Genomic DNA, 24,167 nt, shown 5'->3' on the forward strand with positions numbered 1-24,167 from the left:
TTTCAAAGGGTAACTGTGTTGTTTATCGTCTAAATTGTCCTAGATCAACTTTTAAAGAAAATATATTAGAATATAATGTTGTGTTTTGATTACCAAGATTAGTCAAAGCATAATCCACTTGGATACCTCTGTATTTAAAGCCCAGACCAATATTGGGTTGAAATTCAACTTTTTGACTACTGTCAAGTTGAGTTACATTTTGAAAATTCCCCACACCTGCACGTACAAAAACCAAATCGGTATAACCAAATTCTAGTCCCAAGGCAGGATCGATACTTGCAAATTTAGTCGAAATCAAGTCATTGGTCTGACTGAAGCGCATGTTCAAATTGGTAGCGGCCAAAAGGCTATAATCATAATGGAAAATAAATTTTTTCGAAATCCCCAATTGCAATTTTGGAGCCGTTATTTCAGTTGATTCTGGAAGTTCTTGATTTTGACCCGCAACTGCATCTTGTACTTTCTGGTATTCCTTCTTGTCAATTGTCCACACATTGTAGGTTGTGGTAATATCTCTAGCCATCAAACCAAAGTTCCAATTGTTTCTTTCGAACTGTACTCCGGCATCAAACCCAAAACCCCAAGCACTAGCAAATTTACCAATGATGCGGCGTATTACTTTGGCATTTACACCATATTGAAACCCTTCAATAGGTAGTTTTCGAGCATAAGACAGGGTGAAAGCATAATCAGCCGTAGAAAACAAACTGATTCTATTGTAATCTATATTTCCCTGACTGTCAATTAATTCGGTTGTGTTCAGGATGTCATCAACACCAAAACGGATGAGAGATATTCCCCATGCACTTTCATCGTCAATTGGACTAGCGTAGGCGAGGTAATCATATTTGGCAATATTTGCAAAATAATTGGCATGCATCAAAGCAACTTGATGGTCTTCAAGATTTACCAATCCTGCTGGATTCCAGTAGCCTGCGTTCACATCATTACTTGATGAGGTAACCGCATTGGCCATACCCAAAGCGGCAGCATCCACACCAATATTCAGGAACTCGTTAGAATATTTTCTAACAGTTTGTCCATAATGTACAGTGCAAATAGATACCAGTGCGATACACAGAAATTTTTTCAAAAGTTTAGCTTTACTACAACGGTTGTTATTATTCTTCAAAAATATAATTTTTTAATGAGCTTCTTTCTCTTTCTCCGTAAATAAAAGGTGAAGATCTTGAGGTTCTTCAAAAATCTCTACTATAAAACTCCTTTTTCATTGACTTATTATATTAAATTTGCCCGAACAAAAAAACAATAACCCATGCAAGCAATCAAAAAGCATATTCCAAATATAATAACCTTACTGAATCTCTTTTCAGGCTGTATTGCTTTAGTTTATGCAGCAAATTCCAATTTTGAATTTGCATTTTATTTTGTTTGTCTAGGTATATTCCTTGACTTCTTTGATGGCTTTTTTGCTCGATTATTCAAAGTAGCCAGCCCTTTGGGGTTGCAACTGGACTCACTTGCCGATATGGTGACGAGTGGTGTAGCGCCAGGATATGTCATGTTTATGATGTTGCAAAACAGTCAAAACGAAATTTCATCACATCCCGCATTTGCTTATTTAGGCTTCATCATCACTTTAGGGTCTTGCTATCGTTTGGCCAATTTCAATATAGATACGCGACAAACCGAGTCGTTTATTGGGTTGCCAACGCCTGCTAACACCTTGTTTATTTTGAGTTTACCTTTGGTACTCAAATATTCCGATTCGCTAGTAGCATTAGAACTTCTTACTAGTCAATGGGTTTTGATGGCCGTTATTTTGGGTAGCGCATACATCCTAAACGCTGAGATTCCTTTGTTTTCGCTAAAACTGAAAAAGTTTACGATCAAAGACAATGTGCTTCAAATTATCTTCCTATTAGTTGCTTTTCTATTGGTTTTCCTTTTTCACTATGGCGGAATCTCATTGACGATTTTGTTTTACGTTTTATTGTCTGTTGTTAACAACAAATGGATCAAGAAGTAGCAACTTTCAATGAGAAAAAAAACAGTCAGACGCAGGCCAGTCAATAAGCGACCTCAAAAAAGAAATCCGTTTTTCGACCAATTAAAAAAAATAGCACTCTATGCCTTGGCAATAGGTTTTGTTGCGGCCATGCTATATCACTATCGCAATGGATTGGCCTATTACTTTAGTTTCAAATCCAACAAATCATTAACAGAAAATGATGAGAGCAAAAGGCTTTCAGATATTCGAAACCGCCAAGTACTAGAAAATATTGATGGTAAATCCATAGGTATTGATGTGTCAGAATACCAAGGAAACATCAAGTGGTCCTATGTAGACACGCTCGAAAACGCCTATCCCATTCATTTCGTACTCATTCGCGCCACAGTGGGATCAGACCGCTTGGATCGTCGATACAAGAAAAACTGGGAAGGTTCAAAAAAGAACAATATGATTCGTGGAGCGTATCATTACTATCGTCCCAACGAAAATTCAATTGACCAAGCCGACCTCTTTATCTCAACGGTAGAGCTGAGCAAAGGCGATTTACCTCCTGTATTGGATATCGAAAGATTACCAAAAAACCAATCAATCGAGCGACTTAAAGTTGGCCTCAAACGTTGGCTCACAAAGGTAGAGGCGCATTACCATGTACGCCCAATCATATATACGGGTGAGAAATATTATGATGATTTCTTAAAAGAAGAGTTTAGCGAATACCTATTCTGGATCGCTAATTACAATTTTTATCGGGAGCAAATGAAGGACGAATGGCTCTTCTGGCAATTTTCAGAGAGGGCGTCTGTTCCGGGTATACAAGGCAATGTAGATGTCAATATTTACAATGGCGACCTGCAACAATTACAGTTTATCACGGTTGAGTAGAGAGTTCAGTTGTATCCAAATATTATGGGCGTGCCTCAACTTCCACTAGCGTTCCAGTTGAGTCGGGCTATGCGTTATAATCTTTTTTGGGCAAAAAAAAAGCCCAAAAAAGGATTTTCACTGCTATCCCTCACGCAAAACCGTAACCGACTTTACACTATGTTTATTTGTAAGTAATAAATAGTACTATAAAAATAAAGAACAGCAACATTCCAACAAAATACAAAACCGACTTGGTGTTGGCAAAATTTACCGTGCTACCCATCGATTCGATTTTCTTTGGTGGAAAAAGTCTTTTGTCTTCGTGCTTATAATAAAATAAACCCCAAACCCAATTGTTCGGGTCTTTACTCCACTGATCTAGAGTTTCCTTGCTAGGTTTGTTTTTTTCCATCTTTATGCAGCTTTAATTTTTTTTGCTTGTGTGACTAAAATCAATTTATAATTTAAACTAAAAGAAGAAGTAGTAATGCGTTTTATCTGCGTCCAACTTTAAAGGCAGTTGATAATAAGTATTCAAAACAGAGAGTCTGTCAAAAAATCCGTTCTCATCTGTGTCTTCGTGATAGCGAATCTGTTTTATCCGCGTCCAACTACAAACATAGCTAATAAACGAACTCCAAAACAGACAGTCTGTCAAAAAATCCGTTTTCATCTGTGTCTTCGCGATAGCGAATCTGTTTCATCCGCGTCCCAATATTTAAAACTCGATTTTCTTTTTACGCAATTCAAAGTTCTGACCCAGATATACTCTTCGTACCATTTCATCTTCAACAAGTTCCTCAGGTTGTCCCGCTTTTAGGATACCACCTTCAAACATCAAATAAGTCTTGTCAGTAATAGCAAGTGTTTCTTGCACATTGTGATCGGTAATTAGGATGCCGATATTCTTGTTCTTTAATTGAGCAACAATACGCTGAATATCCTCAACCGCTACGGGGTCAACTCCCGCAAAAGGTTCATCTAATAATATAAACTTTGGATCAGTAGCTAGACAGCGAGCAATCTCCGTACGACGACGCTCACCACCCGAAAGTAAATCACCACGATTCGTTCTAATATGTTCTAAGCTAAACTCTTCGATCAAACTTTCCATTTTGGCCACTTGTGCTTCTTTCGATAATTTGGTCAATTGCAAAACGCTCAAGATATTATCTTCGATACTTAATTTTCTAAAAACAGAAGCTTCTTGAGCCAAGTAACCAATGCCTTGCTGTGCACGTTTGTACATCGGGTAATCTGTAATGTTCAAGTCGTCTAGATAAATATTACCTGCATTGGGTTTTACCAATCCAACGATCATATAGAACGAGGTTGTTTTTCCAGCACCATTCGGTCCTAGCAAACCCACGATTTCTCCTTGGTTCACCTCTACCGAAATACCTTTTACAACACTTCTACCTTTATATGTTTTTACTAAATTATCTGCTCTTAGAATCATGATATGTATTTGAGTGTTCTGGTTTTCTGTGCTTAGACATTACAAATTAACGAATAAACTACAGCTTTTAATCATAAATATATGTTACGATTGATTTTCTTTCTTATGTACCAAGACGGATAAGAAGATACTTGCTTCATAGATTAGCAACATAGGTATAGCCACAATTGTTTGACTTACTACATCTGGAGGTGTTACTATGGCAGCAATTATCAAGACCAATACAATGGCATATTTTCGATAATCTCTTAAAAATTTCGGATTTACAAGTCCGAGTTTGGTCAAGAAATAAATGATAATTGGCATTTCAAAAAATAATCCACTAGCAATTACCGAAGTTTTTACCATCCCGATATACGAATCTAAGGTAAACTGATTTAATACTACGCTACTCACCGTAAAAGTGGCTACGAAGTTTACCGACATTGGAATCACAATAAAATAGCCAAACAATACGCCCATAAAGAAAAGTAGCGAAGAGAAAAAGATGAATATTTTAGCATTTTTCTTTTCATTGTGATACAAGGCAGGGCTAATGAATTTCCATATCTCCCATAATATAAAAGGGAAAGCCAAAATAAATCCAGCCAATAGACAAATCCAGATAAAGACATTCACTTGTCCTTCCATTTCTGTATTCTGAATGATAAATGGCATTTCGGTAATACAAATACTTTCCGCAAAACCCAATTGGTGCGATAGCTCACACATGTAGACATAGGTGAAAAAGCTCGGCCTAGTCGGACCAAAGATTATGGTGTCAAAAAGGTAGTCGCTTATAAAATAAGTCAAAATCGCCATTACGATGATCGCAATAGTACTGCGCACCAATAACCATCTCAAATCTTCAAGATGATCCAAAAAAGACATCTCGTTTAAGTTTTTCTTTGCCATTATAGTATTCCTTCTTTTAAAATATCGTGCAAGTGTAGAACACCTTTGTATTCTTTGTCTTCAACAACAATTAATTGTGTGATTTTATTATCTTCCAAAATATTAAGTGCCTCGGCAACCATAGTCGACGACTGTATCAATTTAGGGTTTTTGGTCATAATGTCTTGGGCACTCAAATCGACAAAAGTATCACGGTCGGTCAGCATACGTCGAATATCACCATCAGTTATAATTCCGATGACAGTATTGTTTTCTACCACAGCTGTAACACCCAATCGTTTTTCTGAAATTTCGAAAATAACCTGTTTAATTGATGCCTCTGGAGCAACAACTGGTTTTAGGGTATGTTCTAGCATGTCGCTTACTTTGAGTAATAGCTTTTTGCCCAAAGCACCTCCTGGATGGTAAACCGCAAAATCTTCGGGTTTAAAATCGCGCAATTCCATTAAGCAAACCGCGATAGCATCACCCATGACCAATTGTGCAGTTGTGCTGTTGGTTGGTGCGAGATTAATCGGGCAGGCTTCTTGGTCAACCGTAGTGTTCAATACAAAATCAGAACCTTGAGCTAAAAAAGAAGACATATTGCCCGTTATTGCAATCAAGGTATTCCCAAAACGCTTTAATAAGGGTACAAGAACTTTGATTTCGGGACTGTTACCACTTTTAGAGATGCAAATAATCACGTCTTCATTTTGAACCATTCCAAGGTCGCCATGTATGGCTTCTGCAGCATGTAAAAATAGAGATGGCGTACCTGTTGAATTAAATGTAGCTACGAGTTTTTGTGCAATAATGGCACTTTTACCTATTCCAGTGACAATTAATCTTCCTTTAGAATGAAAAATAGCCTGCGTAGCATCATAAAAACTATCAGTAAGGTAATCAGTTAGTTTGGCAATAGCATCACTTTCAGATAGAATTGTTTTTTTGGCAATGGCCAATATATTTTCTTTAGTTATCAAATCAGAATGGTTAAAATTTGTAATTATGAAAGAAATGTTTATCTTTATAAAGTGCAAATTTAGATAAAATACCATATAATAAAGAATGAATTCAAACGAAATTGACATCCATAAGGAATTAAAGAAATATTTTGGTTTCAGCCAGTTCAAAGGCCTGCAGGAACAAGTGATCAAAAGCTTGCTTGACAAACAGAATACGTTTGTGATCATGCCGACCGGTGGCGGAAAATCATTGTGTTATCAATTACCTGCTTTAACTCAGGAAGGCACGTCAATTGTGGTTTCCCCTCTAATTGCATTGATGAAAAATCAAGTCGATGCCATCCGAAGTCTGTCTTCTGAACACGGTATCGCTCACGTACTAAATTCGTCGCTTACAAAAACCGAAGTTACTCAGGTTAAAAAAGATATTACATCTGGTTTGACTAAGTTATTATACGTTGCTCCCGAATCACTAACCAAAGAAGAGAATATAGAATTTTTGAAAAGTGTGACAATCTCATTTGTTGCAATTGACGAAGCGCACTGTATCTCTGAGTGGGGTCATGATTTTAGACCGGAGTACCGAAACCTGAAAAATATTATAAAACAAATAGGAGATGTGCCTGTAATTGGTCTGACCGCTACAGCAACTCCAAAAGTGCAAGAAGACATCTTGAAGAATTTGGACATGCCTAATGCAACTACATACAAAGCGTCGTTTAATAGACCCAATTTGTATTATGAGGTACGCACAAAAACCAAAAATGTTGAGTCTGATATTATTCGATTCATTCGCCAACACAAAGGTAAATCAGGTGTTATTTATTGCTTGAGCCGTAAAAAGGTAGAAGCAGTTGCCGAAGTTTTGAAGGTAAACGGAATAAGTGCCGTTCCTTATCACGCAGGACTCGATGCAAAAACAAGAGCAAAACACCAAGACATGTTTCTTATGGAAGATGTAGATGTGGTTGTGGCTACCATTGCTTTTGGAATGGGAATCGATAAACCGGATGTACGTTTTGTAATTCACCATGATATTCCAAAATCGCTAGAGAGTTATTACCAAGAAACGGGTCGCGCAGGTCGTGATGGTGGCGAAGGGCATTGCCTAGCATACTACTCATACAAAGACGTTGAGAAATTAGAAAAATTCATGTCTGGGAAACCAGTAGCAGAACAGGAGATTGGATATGCATTACTACAAGAAGTTGTAGCGTATGCCGAAACGTCTATGTCCAGAAGAAAATTTTTGCTCCATTACTTTGGAGAAGAATTTGATGATGTCACCGGAGATGGTGCTGACATGGATGATAATGTTCGAAACCCAAAAACAAAAATTGAAGCGCAAGAGCAAGTTGTTAAATTGCTACAAGTGGTTAGAGATACCAAACATATTTACAAATCAAAAGAGATTGTCTTTACTTTAATAGGTAGAGTCAATGCTATGATCAAAGCGCATCGTACAGATGTACAACCGTTTTTTGGTTGTGGTGCTCAGCAGGACGAAAAATACTGGATGGCTTTACTACGTCAAGTTTTAGTAGCGGGCTATTTAACCAAAGATATTGAGACTTACGGAATCGTAAAAATAAATGACAAAGGATTAGATTTTATTGAAAATCCAAGTTCTTTTATGATGTCTGAGGATCATGAATATAACATGATTGAAGATGAAGCAATTGTTTCTGCATCTAAAGTCACTGCGGCCATTGACGAAAATCTTATGAATATGCTGCGTGAACTACGCAAAAAAGTAGCTAAGAAAATTGGAGTTCCACCTTTTGTGGTTTTTCAAGATCCATCGCTTGAAGATATGGCTTTAAAATATCCAATTTCTATCGAAGAGTTGGTCAATATTCATGGAGTAGGTGAAGGAAAAGCTAAAAAATACGGAAAAGATTTCATCACCTTAATCAATAGGTATGTAGAGGATAATGATATTGTTCGTCCTGATGACTTGGTTGTGAAATCAACGGGAATCAATTCTGTAAATAAATTGTACATCATTCAAAACATTGACCGAAAATTGTCTCTAGATGATATTGCAAAAGCCAAAGGATTAACAATGGATGCTTTAATCAAAGAGATGGAGCAAATTGTATATTCAGGTACAAAACTAAATATCAAATATTGGGTAGATGAAATGTTGGACGAGGACCAGCAAGAAGAAATTCATGATTATTTCATGGAATCGGAGTCAGATAAAATTGATGATGCTCTTAAAGAATTTGACGGGGAGTACGATATTGATGAGTTGCGCTTCATGCGTATCAAGTTTATAAGTGAAGTGGCAAATTAGTTTTCAGTTTATAGTCTCAGTATTCAGTTGGTAAATTGCATGAAAGAATTGATTGTCTACTTAAATGATAATCAAATGTTCAAAAGGAAACTAAAAACTGAATACTGAAACTTGCGACTGAAAACTGCGACTGAGTAATGCGACTGAAACTTGCGACTGCATTCCAAATGCTACTCTTCGTATAGCTCAGCTCGATGAGGCTTTAATCCATCACGAACTTGCAGCATGTGCTCGTCAGTTACAACCATAAAAGCGATTGCGTGCATTTCGTTTTTGATTTCGAAACCAGTAATATTCAAAGGAAGTTTTTCGCTTTCGATATATTCTTTCAAATGAATTTCATGATGTTCTGCAGTTTTGGCACCTGCAGGACCACGAAAATCCCAAATCATTTTTATTTTTCTAGACATAGTATAATTTTATTTTCAAAAGTCAAAGATACAAACAGTGTACGGATTTAAAAATAATCCGTACTCAATACTTTATATCGAATAGAAATTCACTTCAAAATACTATTTTTGCTGCTTCATGCTATTTTCGAAAATTCGAAAAAAATAATCTAGCATGAAACTTAATGAATCAAACCAATGCCGCAAGAAATTCTAATACAAGTAACTCCCGAAATAGCCAGTAACGAATCACTACTGCGAGATTTTGTGTCAAAAAATATCAAAATAGGTATTGCCGATATCCAACAGGTCGTTATTTTGAAACGCTCGATCGATGCGCGTCAAAAAGCAATTAAAATAAATCTTAAGCTCAGGATTTATACCAAAGGAGAGCCTTTTCAGGAAACAAAAATAGAACTACCTGATTATCCTTCTGTTGCCAATGCGCAAGAAGTGATTGTTGTAGGAGCAGGACCAGCAGGATTGTTTGCTGCCTTACAATTGGTCGAGTTAGGATTAAAACCTATCGTATTAGAACGTGGAAAAGATGTAAAGGGCCGTCGTCGAGATTTGAAAGCGATAAACAGAGACCATATTGTAAACGAAGATTCAAATTATTGTTTTGGCGAAGGAGGAGCAGGAACGTATTCGGATGGTAAATTATATACACGGTCCAAAAAAAGGGGTGACGTTACCAGAATTCTAGAATTATTAGTCGCTTTTGGTGCTACTCCAGATATTTTGGTAGAAGCTCATCCGCATATTGGTACCAATAAATTGCCACAAATCATTCAAGACATTCGAGAAAAGATAATAGAATGTGGAGGTGAAGTACTTTTTGATACACGAGTTACCGATATTTTAACGAAGGATAACGAAATTGAAGGTGTGGTAACGCACAAAGGGGAAATTATTTTGGCGAATAAATTAATATTAGCAACGGGTCATTCTGCTCGTGATATTTATGAATTATTAGATCGAAAGAAAATATTTATTGAAGCAAAACCTTTTGCTTTGGGTGTTCGTGCAGAACATCCTCAATCTTTAATTGATAAAATACAATACAGTTGTGATTATCGTGGCGAGCATTTGCCACCTGCACCTTATAGTATTGTCAAGCAAGTTGGAGGTAGAGGAATGTACTCTTTTTGTATGTGTCCAGGTGGTGTGATCGCACCATGTGCTACAAGCCCGGGAGAAGTAGTGACCAATGGTTGGTCACCATCAAAGAGGGATCAAGCCACTGCAAATTCTGGAATTGTTATCGAATTAAAGTTGGAGGATTTTAAACCTTTTGCAAAATTTGGTGCACTTGCAGGAATGGAGTTTCAAAAAAGCATTGAACAAAAAGCATGGCATCTTGCTGGTGAAACACAAAAAGTACCTGCGCAACGTATGGTTGATTTTGTGCAAAATAAGGTTTCGACCGAAATACCAAAGACTTCTTACGTTCCAGGAACCACTTCTGTGGAGATGGGACAAGTATTTCCTGGCTTTTTAAGTCAAATATTAAGAGAAGGTTTCTCAGAATTTGGTAAATCTATGAAGGGGTATCTAACAAATGACGCTATTCTTCATGCTCCAGAATCTAGAACATCTTCACCCGTACGTATTCCAAGAGACGGAATCACTTTCGAACACCTTCAGATTAAAGGTCTATACCCTTGCGGCGAAGGAGCCGGTTATGCAGGCGGAATTATTTCGGCGGCCATAGATGGTGAAAAATGTGCCTTGATGATCGCTGAATCCCTCCATAAACAATAGTTAAAATTAAGTATCGATTTAGGAACCTTAACAGAGTAAAAAATCTTTTTGTATTTTTGTTTGGCTAAAAATAACTATGATAGAAGAAAACGTAATACTAGTAAACGAAAAAGACGAGCAAATTGGGCTGATGCCTAAATTAGAAGCACATGAAAAAGCAGCTTTGCACAGAGCATTTTCGGTATTTATTTTAAATAGTAAAAATGAGATAATGTTGCAACAAAGAGCGCATCATAAATACCATTCCCCATTATTATGGACCAACACTTGTTGTAGTCATCAGCGTGAGGGGGAAACTAACATTATGGCCGGAACCAGAAGGCTGTATGAAGAAATGGGATTTGATGCTGAGCTCAAAGAGCTTTTTCATTTTATATACAAAGCACCATTTGATAACGGATTGACTGAACATGAACTCGATCACGTAATGATCGGTTATTATAATGATAGCCCAGCAATTAACCCTGATGAGGTCGAAGCCTGGAAATGGATGAGTATTGAAGATGTTCAGGATGATATGCAAAAACAGCCAGAATTGTATACCGTTTGGTTCAAAATTATATTTGATGAATTCTATCATTACCTAGAAGATCATAAAATTTAGATTCAACTGCTATAATTAGAGCAGTTGTATATTAAAAATAAATAGAAATCCGCATCATGAAAGTAACCATAAGTAGAAAAGCACATTTTAATGCGGCACATCGTTTGTATCGCAAGGATTGGTCATTTGAGAAAAATGATGCTATATTCGGTAAATGCAATAATCCCAATTATCATGGTCATAACTACGAACTAATTGTGAGTGTTACAGGCCCAATTGATCCAGAAACTGGATTTGTTGTTGATGTCAAAATATTATCTGATATCATTAAGGAAGAAGTCGAAAACCCTTTCGATCATAAAAATCTAAACCTAGATGTAGCCGAATTTCAAGATTTGAATCCAACTGCAGAGAATATTGCGGTTGTAATATGGAATAAAATTAAAAAACGAATCAATCCTGATTTTGATCTAGAAGTAGTTTTGTATGAGACGCCTCGAAATTTTGTAACCTACAAAGGAGAATAATGATTTTAAAGGTAGGAGACAAAGTTCCGGCTTTTAAAGCTAAAGATGCCAATGGTAAAGTATTTAACAGTGAGGACAAAATTGGAAAAGGGTGGGTAATTATTTATTTTTACCCAAAGGATAATACCGCAATATGTACCGCTCAGGCTTGTAGTTTCAGGGATGCCTACCAAGATTTTCAAGATTTAAATGCCGAGATTATCGGAATAAGTAGTGATAGTGTTCTCTCACATCAAGAATTTTCAAATACCTACAAACTTCCATTTATACTATTGTCTGACCAGGATAATAAAATAAAAGAACAATTTGGTGTGTCATCACAATTTTTTGGTTTACTTTCGAATAGAATAACATTTGTTGTTGATCAAAACGGACAGGTACAAGTGGTGTATAATTCCGTTTTTGCTAAGGGACACATCAACAAAGCACTACAAACCATTAAAGAATTGAATTCTAAATAAAAAACAACATGAATCTATATCCATTACAATTTGAGCCAATATTAAAAGAACGAATTTGGGGAGGCGAAAAACTGAAAACGTTTTTAAATAAACCAATCACTTCAAGTATAACAGGTGAAAGTTGGGAACTCTCAGCTGTAAAAGGAGACGTAAGTGTTGTTGCCAATGGAGAACTGAAAGGAAAATCATTAACAGATTTAATAGAAGCAAATCCAAATGAAATTCTTGGTACGGCAGTTTACACAAGATTCGGAAAAGATTTTCCTTTGTTGTTTAAATATTTAGATGCTAATCAAGATCTATCAATTCAAGTTCATCCAAATGATGCATTAGCGCAAGAGCGTCATAACTCTTTTGGAAAAACTGAAATGTGGTACATCATGCAAGCGGATGATAATGCTAGAATTATCGTGGGCTTTAAAGAAGACTCAAATGCCAAAGAATATGTTGAAAATTTAGAAAACAAAACACTTTTGTCAATCTTAGATACAGTTGAGGTAAAAAAAGGAGATGTGTTTTTTCTAGAAACAGGTACTGTTCATGCAATAGGCGCTGGATTAGTAGTAGCCGAAATTCAGCAAACATCTGACATTACCTATAGATTATATGATTTCGATAGGGTAGATGCAAGTGGTAATACAAGAGAATTACATATTGACTTAGCGCTAGATGCTATCAACTATAACAAGGTAGATACATACAAAACGTACTCCAATACGGTTAATGAATCCAATACAGTTGTAGATTGTAAATATTTTACAACAAATTCACTTCCAGTCGATGGTACAATTACAGTAGCCAAAACAGGAGAGACCTTTACGGTATATATGTGTATCGAGGGAACGTTTGAAATTAAGTCCAACGGTCAAAAAAACAGTTACAAAAAAGGAGATACAGTTCTTATACCAGCAGGTTTAAAATCGTATGAACTTAGCGGAAAAGCTTCTCTTTTAGAAATTTACATTTCATAGTTCGGAATAGAAAGATTATGTGTACTTTTGCACACGCAAATTAAAATTAAAAAAAAATGGCAAACGTTAAGAATTTAAAAAAAGACATCAACTACGTTTTAGGTGATATTATTGAAGCAGTATATTTATTCGAAATCTCTACTTCAGGAAAACCAACCGAAGAAACAAACAATTTGATCGATGAAGCAATTGCTGCATTTGATGTTTTGATCGCAAAAGTGAACGCTAAAAACGTTGAAAATAAAAAAGCACATTTCAAACAAATTAATGTTGAATTGGAACAAACTGCAAATCAATTAATTGCAAAAATTAACGAATTGTAGTCAATATTTTTACGGAAAATCGCAAAAATATTTTGGTAAATTCAAAATCATGTATATCTTTGCACCCGTAATGAGACGCCAGCGTAGCTCAGTTGGCTAGAGCAGCTGATTTGTAATCAGCAGGTCGTGGGTTCGAGTCCCTCCGCCGGCTCATCGCAAAACCATCTAACTTTTGTTAGGTGGTTTTTTTGTTTTATAACGATTTGTAAAGCTCATCTTTGCTTACGGATCTCGGTGTTTCACACGTAGATGGGGCATGGTAAAATTTTTTTAATATTTTTTCAAACTTTTGTTGCATCTTTCAAAATGATGCTTATATTTGCACCCGCAATGAGACGCCAGCGTAGCTCAGTTGGCTAGAGCAGCTGATTTGTAATCAGCAGGTCGTGGGTTCGAGTCCCTCCGCCGGCTCATCGTAAAACCATCTAACTATTGTTAGGTGGTTTTTTTATTTTCATGAAGTTCTGTTTTTGGTTGTAGCTCTTTTTTCAGGAGCAGTACATCCAGTTTTTCATTTGTTAATTCAGTCCCGTTATCCGCTCCAATCTTTTTTGCGGCCAAAAAAAGCCTCAAAAAGGATTTCCACTACTACCGGGGCTAGGAGGGAAGTATAGTTCTTCTTTGTTAATATCCTGTATTATTATTTCAAACGACACTATATAGATATGTAAATAGCATCGAGCAGTAATGTTTGCACTTGAGTGGCAGAATACCTTGTTAGTTATTGAAAAATATCAAGTACATCATACTAATTTGAATAGATTAGTCGTCTTTTGGCTTTAGAATTACTTAGAGCCTAGCTACAGTTTGTAATTGCAGGTCTACAATGGGTAAATGTATATGTTTTAAACCCATCTATTTTGTATCCCTGGATATATACGTAAGTCGTTGAATGCCCACTGCATGAAATTATAATAATTGTTAGTCTATCTGTTTGTTTAAACATTGTTCGGCTGATGAAACTTTAGAATCGGAGTGGTCCGCTATTCTAATCGTAAATCATTACAAATTTATTTAATGATTTTTAATGAATTCAAGTGCTTTCGAGTTATAGGATGTATTTGTGTATGTATGTATGTATGTATGTATGTATGTATGTATGTATGTATGTATGTATGTATGTATGTATGTATGTATGTATGTATGTATGTAAAATTGGGTTAGTGTTAATGAATCAGTATGTTATTAATAGCATCCAATTTCAGCTTACAAGCAATTTTATATATTTAAATCAAATTCTTTAATGCCGTTAGGCATGACATATCGGTAGCGAAAAGAGATTAACGTCATGAAGGTAGTGTTGTAGGTGTGATATATGATCCAGAAGGCAGATTTGGGATTTCATTTCTAGTCACATTCATCTTAATGTACTGTGTGTAGAATAATGCTGCTTGATATCATTTATAGTTGTAGTAAGTTCAAAAGGTTTACACGCGGCAATATGTTAACTACAATTCGCCACTGGTATAATTAATGCCGTTAGGCATGATATATTGGTAGACAAAAAATATCAGTTCATTAAGGTAGAGCTGTAGGTGCTATATGTAATCTAGAAGGCAGATTTGGAATTTTCATTTCTAGTCACATTCATCTTAATGTACTGTGTGTAGAATAATGCTGCTTGATATCATTTTTTATAGTTGTAGTAAGTTCAAAAGGTTTACACGCGACAATATGTTAACTACAATTCACCAATGGTATAAACAATGCCGTTAGGCATGATATATTGGTGGTAAAAAAAAGTTTACGTCATGAAGGCAGTGCCGTGGGTATGTTATATCATTTATAGTTATGTTTATTTTGTTGCATATATCTAGAGCAATGCCGTTAGGCATGACATATCGGTAGCAAAAAAAAAGATTTAGGTCATGAAGGTAGTGCTGTATGTACGGTATGTCAATTCTAGTTACGTTCATTTTAATATTTTAAATCTAGAACAATGCCGTTAGGCATGATATATAGGTAGCAAAAAAAAGATTTACGTCATCGAGGTAGTGCCGTAGGTACGACACTTCATTTTGGAAACACATCCGGCCTTTATTCTCTAATCAACTTCAAATTAGTATATAAACAGCATAATAATAGCCGTTAGACCTGTAATATTTATAGAATCAGCAACAATACAAGCTAGAAATGCGATACAGTAAAGCTAATCCAACAGTCAAAACCATCCAATCCAACAAAACGATCCAAAGAAAATAATAAAACCACCCAAAATAAACTCCAAATTCGCACAAATCAAAAAAACGTTAAAACTCAAAGTTCACTTTTCCAGCCGATTAAAAAATAGATTAAAAAAAGGTTAGGGAAAAGTATTGAATAACGGAGAAGACTCACTACTTTTGCACCCGCAACAACGAACAAGTTCACTGACACACTGGCAAGCATTACTGATATAGAGGAATAAATTCTTCTAAAAAAAATATCAAATAAAGCTTGTGAGATTAAAGTAAATGAATTACTTTTGCACCCCGCAGAATGAGACAAGTTATTTGACAGACTGGTAAGAAAGAATAAAGAAAAAGAGATTTATCTCTTAAAAAAAAACTTTAAATTTTTCTTGCGAGAAACGAAATAGTTTTCTACTTTTGCACCCGCTTCGAGAAACATGTTTAACATGTTGATTGAAACGAAAAAACAAGATAAGAATACGTTCCTAGACATATTGAATTGACAGCCGTTTTAAGAGAGATCTTAAGACAAAAGAATAAGAGTAATAGAATTGAGAGATTTTAAAAAACCACTAGACCTTCAGTCAAAAATAAATAGCTTAGCAATAAGCAAATAATATACGATGAAGAGTTTGATCCTGGCTCAGGATGAACGCTAGCGGCAGGCTTAACACATGCAAGTCGAGGGGTATTTATCTTCGGATAATGAGACCGGCGCACGGGTGCGTAACGCGTATGCAATCTACCTTTCACAGAGGGATAGCCCAGAGAAATTTGGATTAATACCTCATAGTATAGCTGAACCGCATGGTTCTACTATTAAAGATTTATCGGTGAAAGATGAGCATGCGTCCCATTAGTTAGTTGGTAAGGTAACGGCTTACCAAGACTACGATGGGTAGGGGTCCTGAGAGGGAGATCCCCCACACTGGTACTGAGACACGGACCAGACTCCTACGGGAGGCAGCAGTGAGGAATATTGGTCAATGGGCGCAAGCCTGAACCAGCCATGCCGCGTGCAGGATGAAGCATCTATGGTGTGTAAACTGCTTTTATACGAGAAGAAACAACGCTACGTGTAGCGTCTTGACGGTATCGTAAGAATAAGGACCGGCTAACTCCGTGCCAGCAGCCGCGGTAATACGGAGGGTCCAAGCGTTATCCGGAATCATTGGGTTTAAAGGGTCCGTAGGCGGTCAGATAAGTCAGTGGTGAAAGCCCATCGCTCAACGGTGGAACGGCCATTGATACTGTCTGACTTGAATTATTGGGAAGTAACTAGAATATGTAGTGTAGCGGTGAAATGCTTAGAGATTACATGGAATACCAATTGCGAAGGCAGGTTACTACCAATATATTGACGCTGATGGACGAAAGCGTGGGTAGCGAACAGGATTAGATACCCTGGTAGTCCACGCCGTAAACGATGGATACTAGCTGTTGGAAGCAATTTCAGTGGCTAAGCGAAAGTGATAAGTATCCCACCTGGGGAGTACGAACGCAAGTTTGAAACTCAAAGGAATTGACGGGGGCCCGCACAAGCGGTGGAGCATGTGGTTTAATTCGATGATACGCGAGGAACCTTACCAAGGCTTAAATGTAGATTGACCGGTTTGGAAACAGACTTTTCGCAAGACAATTTACAAGGTGCTGCATGGTTGTCGTCAGCTCGTGCCGTGAGGTGTCAGGTTAAGTCCTATAACGAGCGCAACCCCTGTTGTTAGTTGCCAGCGAGTCATGTCGGGAACTCTAACAAGACTGCCAGTGTAAACTGTGAGGAAGGTGGGGATGACGTCAAATCATCACGGCCCTTACGCCTTGGGCTACACACGTGCTACAATGGACGGTACAGAGAGCAGCCACTGGGCGACCAGGTGCGAATCTACAAAACCGTTCTCAGTTCGGATCGGAGTCTGCAACTCGACTCCGTGAAGCTGGAATCGCTAGTAATCGGATATCAGCCATGATCCGGTGAATACGTTCCCGGGCCTTGTACACACCGCCCGTCAAGCCATGGAAGCTGGGGGTGCCTGAAGTCGGTGACCGCAAGGAGCTGCCTAGGGTAAAACTGGTAACTAGGGCTAAGTCGTAACAAGGTAGCCGTACCGGAAGGTGCGGCTGGAACACCTCCTTTCTAGAGCCTTAATTGTTAGTTACGTAAGTGACACGTTAGGGAAAGAGACGAAAAGAGAAAGTGGAAAGAAAGATTGAGAATTTATTACTCTTGCTGTTAATTTAAAAAAATTGAATTAAAAAGAAATTTAAGAATAAGAGTGTCTCGTAGCTCAGCTGGTTAGAGTACTACACTGATAATGTAGGGGTCGACAGTTCGAGTCTGTCCGAGACAACTATTTACACTTAAAGGAAATTTTAGAAGTTGAGAATGTATGAGATATGAATTCATAACTCAAAACTAATAACTCATACTTAAAAAATTGGGGAATTAGCTCAGCTGGCTAGAGCACCTGCCTTGCACGCAGGGGGTCAACGGTTCGACTCCGTTATTCTCCACAAAAACAGTAAACAGTCACGGTTTACAGTATGCAGGTAACTGCTTACTGATACTGAAAATTGAAAACTGATTTAAAGTTCATTGACATATTGAGATAAGAAAAGTAAAAAATAAGTAGAAAGCGTTTTTTCTAATTTATTAGAAAAGACAGAAAAAAACGGTCTTAATTAAATTTAAGATTGGTACAATAAGCAAAATAAGGGCGTATGGGGGATGCCTTGGCTCTCAGAGGCGATGAAAGGCGTGATAAGCTGCGAAAAGTTACGGGGACAAGCACACATTGATTGATCCGTAAATTCCTGAATGGGGCAACCCACTAGATTGAAGATCTAGTACACCGATAGGTGGGCAAACCCGCTGAACTGAAACATCTAAGTAGGCGGAGGAGAAGAAAACAAAAGTGATTCCGTAAGTAGTGGCGAGCGAACGCGGATTAGCCCAAACCAATGTTGTTACGGCAATGTTGGGGTTGTAGGACCACGACATTTCTTGCATGAAGAATTAGAATCTACTGGAAAGTAGGGCCAAAGAAGGTGATAGCCCTGTATAAGTAATGAATGTAAAGGATAGTGGTATCCTGAGTAGGGCGGGACACGAGAAATCCTGTCTGAATTTGGCGGGACCATCCGCTAAGGCTAAATACTCCTGAGAGACCGATAGTGAACCAGTACCGTGAGGGAAAGGTGAAAAGAACCGTGAATAACGGAGTGAAATAGATCCTGAAACCATACGCTTACAAGCGGTCGGAGCCCTTTAGTGGGGTGACGGCGTGCCTTTTGCATAATGAGCCTACGAGTTAACGTTGCTGGCAAGGTTAAGTGGTTAAGCCACGGATCCGTAGCGAAAGCGAGTCTGAATAGGGCGCTTTAGTCAGTAGTGTTAGACGCGAAACCGTGTGATCTACCCATGGACAGGTTGAAGCTTTGTTAACCCAAAGTGGAGGACCGAACCCGTTGACGTTGAAAAGTCTTGGGATGATCTGTGGGTAGGGGTGAAAGGCCAATCAAACTCGGAAATAGCTCGTACTCCCCGAAATGCATTTAGGTGCAGCGTTATGCGTAAAGTTATATAGAGGTAGAGCTACTGATTGGATGCGGGGGCTTCACCGCCTACCAATTCCTGACAAACTCCGAATGCTATATAATGTTTCATAACAGTGAGGGCTTGGGTGCTAAGGTCCAAGTCCGAGAGGGAAAGAACCCAGACCATCAGCTAAGGTCCCCAAATATATACTAAGTTGAAAGAACGAGGTTTGTCTGCATAGACAGCTAGGATGTTGGCTTGGAAGCAGCCATTCATTTAAAGAGTGCGTAACAGCTCACTAGTCGAGCGGACGAGCATGGATAATAATCGGGCATAAGTATATTACCGAAGCTATGGATTTACAATTTATTGTAAGTGGTAGGGGAGCATTCTCACAGGGTTGAAGGTGTATCGTAAGGTATTCTGGACCGGTGAGAAAAGAAAATGTAGGCATAAGTAACGATAATGCGGGCGAGAAACCCGCACACCGAAAGACTAAGGTTTCCACAGCTATGCTAATCAGCTGTGGGTTAGTCGGGACCTAAGGCGAACCCGAAAGGGACAGTCGATGGACAACGGGTTAATATTCCCGTACTACTGTTAACTGTGATGGGGTGACGGAGTGATGAAAGTGCCGCGAACTGACGGAATAGTTCGTTGAAGTACCTACCTATAAGGCCCGCAGGCAAATCCACGGGCTTTGGGGAAATACGATAGTACTCGGCGTCTTCGGACAAAGAGATAGTGCACCTAAGGGCTTCCAAGAAAAACCTCTAAACTTCAGGTTAATAGTACCCGTACCGCAAACCGACACAGGTAGTCGAGATGAGAATTCTAAGGTGCTCGAGAGATTCATGGCTAAGGAATTAGGCAAAATAGACCCGTAACTTCGGGAGAAGGGTCGCCAGCAGCAATGCTGGCCGCAGTGAAGAGGTCCAGGCGACTGTTTATCAAAAACACAGGGCTCTGCAAAATCGTAAGATGAAGTATAGGGCCTGACACCTGCCCGGTGCTGGAAGGTTAAGTGGAGATGTTATGGGTTTACTCAGAAGCATTGAAATGAAGCCCCAGTAAACGGCGGCCGTAACTATAACGGTCCTAAGGTAGCGAAATTCCTTGTCGGGTAAGTTCCGACCTGCACGAATGGTGTAACGATCTGGACACTGTCTCAGCCATGAGCTCGGTGAAATTGTAGTAACGGTGAAGATGCCGTTTACCCGCAGTGGGACGAAAAGACCCTGTGCACCTTTACTATAGCTTAGTATTGACCTTGGACAAATGATGTGTAGGATAGGTTGGAGACTGTGAAGTGGCGTCGCTAGGCGTTGTGGAGTCATTGTTGAAATACAACCCTTTGTTTGTCTGAGGCCTAACTCCGCGATGCGGAGGACATTGCTTGGTGGGTAGTTTGACTGGGGTGGTCGCCTCCAAAAGAGTAACGGAGGCTTCTAAAGGTTCCCTCAGTACGCTTGGTAACCGTGCGAAGAGTGCAATGGCATAAGGGAGCTTGACTGAGAGACATACAGGTCGATCAGGTACGAAAGTAGAGCATAGTGATCCGGTGGTTCCGCATGGAAGGGCCATCGCTCAAAGGATAAAAGGTACGCCGGGGATAACAGGCTGATCTCCCCCAAGAGCTCATATCGACGGGGGGTTTGGCACCTCGATGTCGGCTCGTCACATCCTGGGGCTGGAGAAGGTCCCAAGGGTTGGGCTGTTCGCCCATTAAAGTGGCACGCGAGCTGGGTTCAGAACGTCGTGAGACAGTTCGGTCTCTATCTACTGTGGGCGCAAGAAATTTGAATGGATCTGATTCTAGTACGAGAGGACCGAATTGGACAAACCTCTAGTGTATCTGTTGTCACGCCAGTGGCACCGCAGAGTAGCTACGTTTGGAAGGGATAAGCGCTGAAAGCATATAAGCGCGAAACCCACCATAAGATGAGATTTCTTTTAAGGATCGTGGGAGATGACCACGTTGATAGGCTATAGATGTAAAGGCAGTAATGTCATAGTCGAGTAGTACTAATAATCCGTAAGCTTATGTACACCTTTTCCCGGCCCCTAACCCCTAAAGGGGAATAAAAGGTCGGGAAGAAACTTTCTAGTAATACAATTAAATTTTCTTTATCTCAGTATGTTAAGATATTATGTAATGTTGATTAGCAATTAGCTAGTTTACCCATTGCAAAACGACCTTAAGGTGGTTATTGCGGCGGGGCTCACCTCTTCCCATCCCGAACAGAGTAGTTAAGCCCGCCTGCGCAGATGGTACTGCAGTTATGTGGGAGAGTATGTCGTCGCCTTTCTTTATTGACCCTCAACCTAAAAAGGTTGGGGGTCTTTTTTTTTAGAGGAACTCCGTGTTCCCCGCCACAGCGGCTCGGTTCGTCGCCTTTCTTTAGAGAACCCTGATTCATCCGAATCAGGGTTTTTTGTTTTATAAGATTATGAAGTATTTTGGGAGCCCTCCCGATAGTTATCCTATCGTGTGGACACATCTTTTTATTATTTTTACTTAAAAAAGAGATGCGTAGAGATTTCAGCGATTTAGATGATATGTGATTGTTATATCGAGGTAATAAGATTTTATCTGATTTATTTAGAAAGGGCCTTCACTCGATAAGACAAATTAGTACAACAGATGCTGATGCTAAAGGGATGTATCGTTTTTTACAAAATGAGCGAGTAAATGAAGATGATATAATTATGAATTTAGCATCAAATTGCAAAAAAGCCTGTAAAGGTAAATATGTTATTTGTATACAAGATACTACCGAAATAAATTTGAGTAGTCATAGCAGGAGGATAAACAAGGACGATTTCATTGGAACCACCAATGCAAAAAACAGTCAAGGTTTAGGATTTTTTATTCATCCGAGTTTAGTTTTAGATGCTGAGAACGGGACTCCTTATGGATATGCAGCAATAAAAGTGTGGAATAGGCCCTTGAAATTTACTTCTAAGTTTGAAAGGGGATACAGTAAACTACCAATTGAAGAAAAAGAATCTTACAAATGGCTTGAGGTGTCTAAAAATACTCAAGCTTCCTTAAAAGATATTGTACCGGCGATGGTAATAGTACAAGATAGAGAAGGTGATATTTACGAGCAGTTTGCTACAATTCCCAATGCAACTACTGAACTTTTAGTAAGGGCAAGAACAGATAGAAAATTAAAAGACAAGACCAGTTTATTTAGTACCCTACAGCCTGAGCCAGCACAAGAATCTTATCAGATTGAAGTTGATTCTTGCGCTAATACTAAAAGAAAAAAACGAACAGCTACTATTGAAATTAGGTATAAAGAAGTTGAATTAAACAGACCTACAAATGCAAGTAAAGCAATAGCTTCAAGTTTAAAATTATTCTTTATTGAAGCTTCTGAAACAGGATATACTGGCAAGGATAAAATATGTTGGAGGCTACTAACCACGATGAATGTCGAAAATGTTGAAATTGCAAAAAACTGCATAGAGTGGTATAGTTAGAGGTGGACAATCGAAGAGGTTTTTAAAATATTAAAAAAGGAAGGTTTTAATATTGAATCTTCGGAATTAGAGTATGCATCATCAGTAAGAAAATTAAGTTTATTGATTATGGAAGTAGTTATAAAGCTGTTTTTGATGCGTTTTGCATATGCTGAGCCAGAATTAGAAATAAGTTCTAAAAGTTGTTTTACAGAAGAGGAAGAAGAGTTTTTAGAACATCAAATAGAGCAATTAGAAGGTAAAACAGAGAAGCAGAAAAACCCATATAAACAAAAAGATTTAAAACGATACGTATGGGTCATTGCTAGACTTGGTGGTTGGAAGGGCTATGAAAGCAAAAGACATCCAGGCATTACAACATTATGGATTGGTCTAAAATATTTTAAAGCTGCAATGGAAGGATGGACAATAAGTAGAAATGTGTCCACACGATAGGAAGCGTCGGGAGCCCGACGCTACTGTAACGCAGTGGAAGTAGCGGCATGCCCAAGAAACTATATATGTCGATTAATTCAAATTATTCGATTAAAAATAAACGATTTGTTCTAAGTTTGTATACTATGGAAGATGCATTACCTCATACTGATAAGTACTATATAACGAAGGTGGACGCTGACCCCAGCAGTATTTATTGTCATCATGATTTGATGGGGGAACTTTTTGTCCCTACGCATAAGCATTTGAAAGCGCAAATGTTATATACAGAAGGGGATGTTGTTTTTGTGACTACGGCTGCCAAATCGTATTTTCTACCTGCAAGGCACTTTTTTTGGTTACCTGCGGGAGTGGAGCATAGTATTCATCCTAAATCTGAAAATGTAATGATACGCAATTTGTATTTTCCGGTTTTAAATGGTGAAGATGTATTTTATAGTAAGGAAGGGATTTATCCGCTTAATGATTTGCTGTTACAAATGATGTTATTTACAAATCGTTGGAATGGCGATTTGCTGGTCGGTTCACCTAATTATTCTATTGCTAACGCGATTAAGGCTATTCTTCCTCAAATATGTACCAATAAACTTCCGTTAGAACTTCCTGTGCCAAAAGATTATCGTCTTTCATCTGTTGTTCAATACATTGATGAGCACATAGGTGAGACTTTAATGTTTCCGGTTTTGGCGTCGATGTTTGGTTTTAGTGAACGTTCTTTATTGCGTTTGTTTCAAAAAGATATTGGAATGTCCTTTATTCAGTATTATAAAATGAAACGTATTTTGAAAGCAATTGAATTGTTGCTAGAAAAAAAGTTAACTGTAAAAGAAATAGCAGAGGAAGTTGGGTATAATAGTGTTCCCACCTTCAGTAACACCTTTTTTTCTGTTTTAGGACAGCGACCATCAGATTATCTAAATGGTGAAAATATTTTGGAAAGTATTTAGAGAGGTAACATTTCATTATGGTTTAAAAATGGCGGAAATGAATATATATTTGTCTTTTAATAATTATATGTCATTGAATTAATGTTACACCTTTGCATCATTATAATTAAATCATGATGTTTTCAATATTAGTTTGTCGCTATAGGTTAAAGCTCTTTGCGTTTTTTTCTATT

Annotated in this window: 18 protein-coding genes, 4 tRNA genes and 3 rRNA genes; 19 read left to right on the top strand and 6 right to left on the bottom strand. The window is 38.1% G+C overall.

What is annotated here, in order from left to right:
* Positions 1 to 22: 22 nt before the first annotated feature.
* Entirely contained in the window at positions 23 to 1,093 is a 1,071-nt protein-coding gene (locus FFWV33_RS08020; RefSeq protein WP_245891727.1) for a putative type IX sorting system protein PorV2, read from the bottom strand.
* Positions 1,094 to 1,276: 183 nt separating this feature from the next.
* On the opposite strand from FFWV33_RS08020, the gene FFWV33_RS08025 reads away from it, so the two are divergent.
* Positions 1,277 to 1,990 carry a CDP-alcohol phosphatidyltransferase family protein gene (locus FFWV33_RS08025; RefSeq protein ID WP_108740421.1) on the top strand — a complete coding sequence of 238 codons (714 nt, stop codon included), beginning with the start codon at positions 1,277 to 1,279 and terminating at the stop codon, positions 1,988 to 1,990.
* 129 nt (positions 1,991 to 2,119) lie between these two features.
* Entirely contained in the window at positions 2,120 to 2,857 is a 738-nt protein-coding gene (locus FFWV33_RS08030) for a glycoside hydrolase family 25 protein (protein ID WP_342748675.1), read from the top strand.
* Between the two features lie 163 nt (positions 2,858 to 3,020).
* On the opposite strand, the gene FFWV33_RS08035 is transcribed toward FFWV33_RS08030, so the two are convergent.
* From FFWV33_RS08035 to FFWV33_RS08050, 4 genes are all read right to left on the bottom strand, one after another.
* On the bottom strand, positions 3,021 to 3,251 hold the full coding sequence (locus tag FFWV33_RS08035; RefSeq protein WP_108740423.1) for a DUF5808 domain-containing protein: 231 nt from the start codon (positions 3,249 to 3,251) through the stop codon (positions 3,021 to 3,023).
* A 306-nt stretch (positions 3,252 to 3,557) separates the two neighbouring features.
* Positions 3,558 to 4,298: an LPS export ABC transporter ATP-binding protein gene (gene lptB / locus FFWV33_RS08040; RefSeq protein WP_108740424.1), complete on the bottom strand. Its 741-nt coding sequence runs from the start codon at positions 4,296 to 4,298 to the stop codon at positions 3,558 to 3,560.
* 84 nt (positions 4,299 to 4,382) lie between these two features.
* Positions 4,383 to 5,192, bottom strand: coding sequence for a twin-arginine translocase subunit TatC (gene tatC / locus FFWV33_RS08045; protein ID WP_108740425.1), 810 nt, complete (start codon positions 5,190 to 5,192; stop codon positions 4,383 to 4,385).
* Positions 5,192 to 6,157 (bottom strand): KpsF/GutQ family sugar-phosphate isomerase, encoded by a 966-nt coding sequence (locus FFWV33_RS08050; RefSeq protein ID WP_170111544.1) that lies wholly within the window; start codon positions 6,155 to 6,157, stop codon positions 5,192 to 5,194. Before FFWV33_RS08050 ends, tatC begins: the two co-directional genes overlap by 1 nt.
* 85 nt (positions 6,158 to 6,242) lie before the next feature.
* Between FFWV33_RS08050 and FFWV33_RS08055 the strand changes: the two genes are divergently transcribed.
* On the top strand, positions 6,243 to 8,438 hold the full coding sequence (locus FFWV33_RS08055) for an ATP-dependent DNA helicase RecQ (RefSeq protein WP_108740426.1): 2,196 nt from the start codon (positions 6,243 to 6,245) through the stop codon (positions 8,436 to 8,438).
* A 170-nt stretch (positions 8,439 to 8,608) separates the two neighbouring features.
* Here FFWV33_RS08055 and FFWV33_RS08060 read toward each other — a convergent pair whose 3' ends face one another.
* Complete coding sequence (locus FFWV33_RS08060) at positions 8,609 to 8,848, bottom strand: hypothetical protein (RefSeq protein ID WP_108740427.1); 240 nt, start codon at positions 8,846 to 8,848, stop codon at positions 8,609 to 8,611.
* A gap of 177 nt (positions 8,849 to 9,025) precedes the next feature.
* Between FFWV33_RS08060 and FFWV33_RS08065 the strand changes: the two genes are divergently transcribed.
* The 16 genes from FFWV33_RS08065 to FFWV33_RS08140 all read left to right on the top strand — a co-directional run bounded on the left by FFWV33_RS08065 (position 9,026) and on the right by FFWV33_RS08140 (position 23,994).
* On the top strand, positions 9,026 to 10,591 hold the full coding sequence (locus tag FFWV33_RS08065) for an NAD(P)/FAD-dependent oxidoreductase (protein ID WP_108740428.1): 1,566 nt from the start codon (positions 9,026 to 9,028) through the stop codon (positions 10,589 to 10,591).
* Between the two features lie 76 nt (positions 10,592 to 10,667).
* Positions 10,668 to 11,195 carry an isopentenyl-diphosphate Delta-isomerase gene (idi, locus tag FFWV33_RS08070; RefSeq protein WP_108740429.1) on the top strand — a complete coding sequence of 176 codons (528 nt, stop codon included), beginning with the start codon at positions 10,668 to 10,670 and terminating at the stop codon, positions 11,193 to 11,195.
* A gap of 56 nt (positions 11,196 to 11,251) precedes the next feature.
* Positions 11,252 to 11,662: a 6-pyruvoyl trahydropterin synthase family protein gene (locus tag FFWV33_RS08075; RefSeq protein ID WP_108740430.1), complete on the top strand. Its 411-nt coding sequence runs from the start codon at positions 11,252 to 11,254 to the stop codon at positions 11,660 to 11,662.
* Positions 11,662 to 12,123, top strand: coding sequence for a peroxiredoxin (locus FFWV33_RS08080; protein WP_108740431.1), 462 nt, complete (start codon positions 11,662 to 11,664; stop codon positions 12,121 to 12,123). The genes FFWV33_RS08075 and FFWV33_RS08080 overlap by 1 nt, the downstream gene beginning before the upstream one ends.
* 8 nt (positions 12,124 to 12,131) lie before the next feature.
* A complete protein-coding gene (locus tag FFWV33_RS08085) occupies positions 12,132 to 13,094 on the top strand; it encodes a type I phosphomannose isomerase catalytic subunit (protein ID WP_108740432.1) in 963 nt (320 codons plus the stop codon).
* Positions 13,095 to 13,150: 56 nt separating this feature from the next.
* Positions 13,151 to 13,417, top strand: a complete 267-nt coding sequence (locus tag FFWV33_RS08090; protein ID WP_108740433.1) for a hypothetical protein — start codon at positions 13,151 to 13,153, stop codon at positions 13,415 to 13,417.
* A gap of 77 nt (positions 13,418 to 13,494) precedes the next feature.
* A tRNA-Thr gene (locus FFWV33_RS08095) sits at positions 13,495 to 13,568 on the top strand.
* Between the two features lie 186 nt (positions 13,569 to 13,754).
* Positions 13,755 to 13,828: transfer RNA gene (locus FFWV33_RS08100), tRNA-Thr, on the top strand.
* Between the two features lie 2,380 nt (positions 13,829 to 16,208).
* Positions 16,209 to 17,722: ribosomal RNA gene (locus FFWV33_RS08105) — 16S ribosomal RNA — on the top strand.
* A gap of 140 nt (positions 17,723 to 17,862) precedes the next feature.
* Positions 17,863 to 17,936 (top strand) — tRNA-Ile (locus FFWV33_RS08110).
* 89 nt (positions 17,937 to 18,025) lie between these two features.
* Positions 18,026 to 18,099, top strand: a tRNA-Ala gene (locus tag FFWV33_RS08115).
* A gap of 186 nt (positions 18,100 to 18,285) precedes the next feature.
* Positions 18,286 to 21,172, top strand: a 23S ribosomal RNA gene (locus tag FFWV33_RS08120).
* 150 nt (positions 21,173 to 21,322) lie between these two features.
* Positions 21,323 to 21,432, top strand: a 5S ribosomal RNA gene (gene rrf, locus FFWV33_RS08125).
* The 16S, 23S and 5S rRNA genes sit together here with 2 tRNA genes alongside, the layout of an rRNA operon.
* Positions 21,433 to 21,784: 352 nt before the next feature.
* On the top strand, positions 21,785 to 22,612 hold the full coding sequence (locus tag FFWV33_RS08130; protein ID WP_159085990.1) for an IS4 family transposase: 828 nt from the start codon (positions 21,785 to 21,787) through the stop codon (positions 22,610 to 22,612).
* A gap of 108 nt (positions 22,613 to 22,720) precedes the next feature.
* Positions 22,721 to 23,047, top strand: a complete 327-nt coding sequence (locus FFWV33_RS08135; protein WP_108740435.1) for an IS4 family transposase — start codon at positions 22,721 to 22,723, stop codon at positions 23,045 to 23,047.
* A 125-nt stretch (positions 23,048 to 23,172) separates the two neighbouring features.
* Positions 23,173 to 23,994, top strand: a complete 822-nt coding sequence (locus tag FFWV33_RS08140) for an AraC family transcriptional regulator (RefSeq protein WP_108740436.1) — start codon at positions 23,173 to 23,175, stop codon at positions 23,992 to 23,994.
* Positions 23,995 to 24,167: the final 173 nt, after the last annotated feature.

The organism is Flavobacterium faecale, assembly GCF_003076455.1.
GTDB lineage: Bacteria > Bacteroidota > Bacteroidia > Flavobacteriales > Flavobacteriaceae > Flavobacterium > Flavobacterium faecale.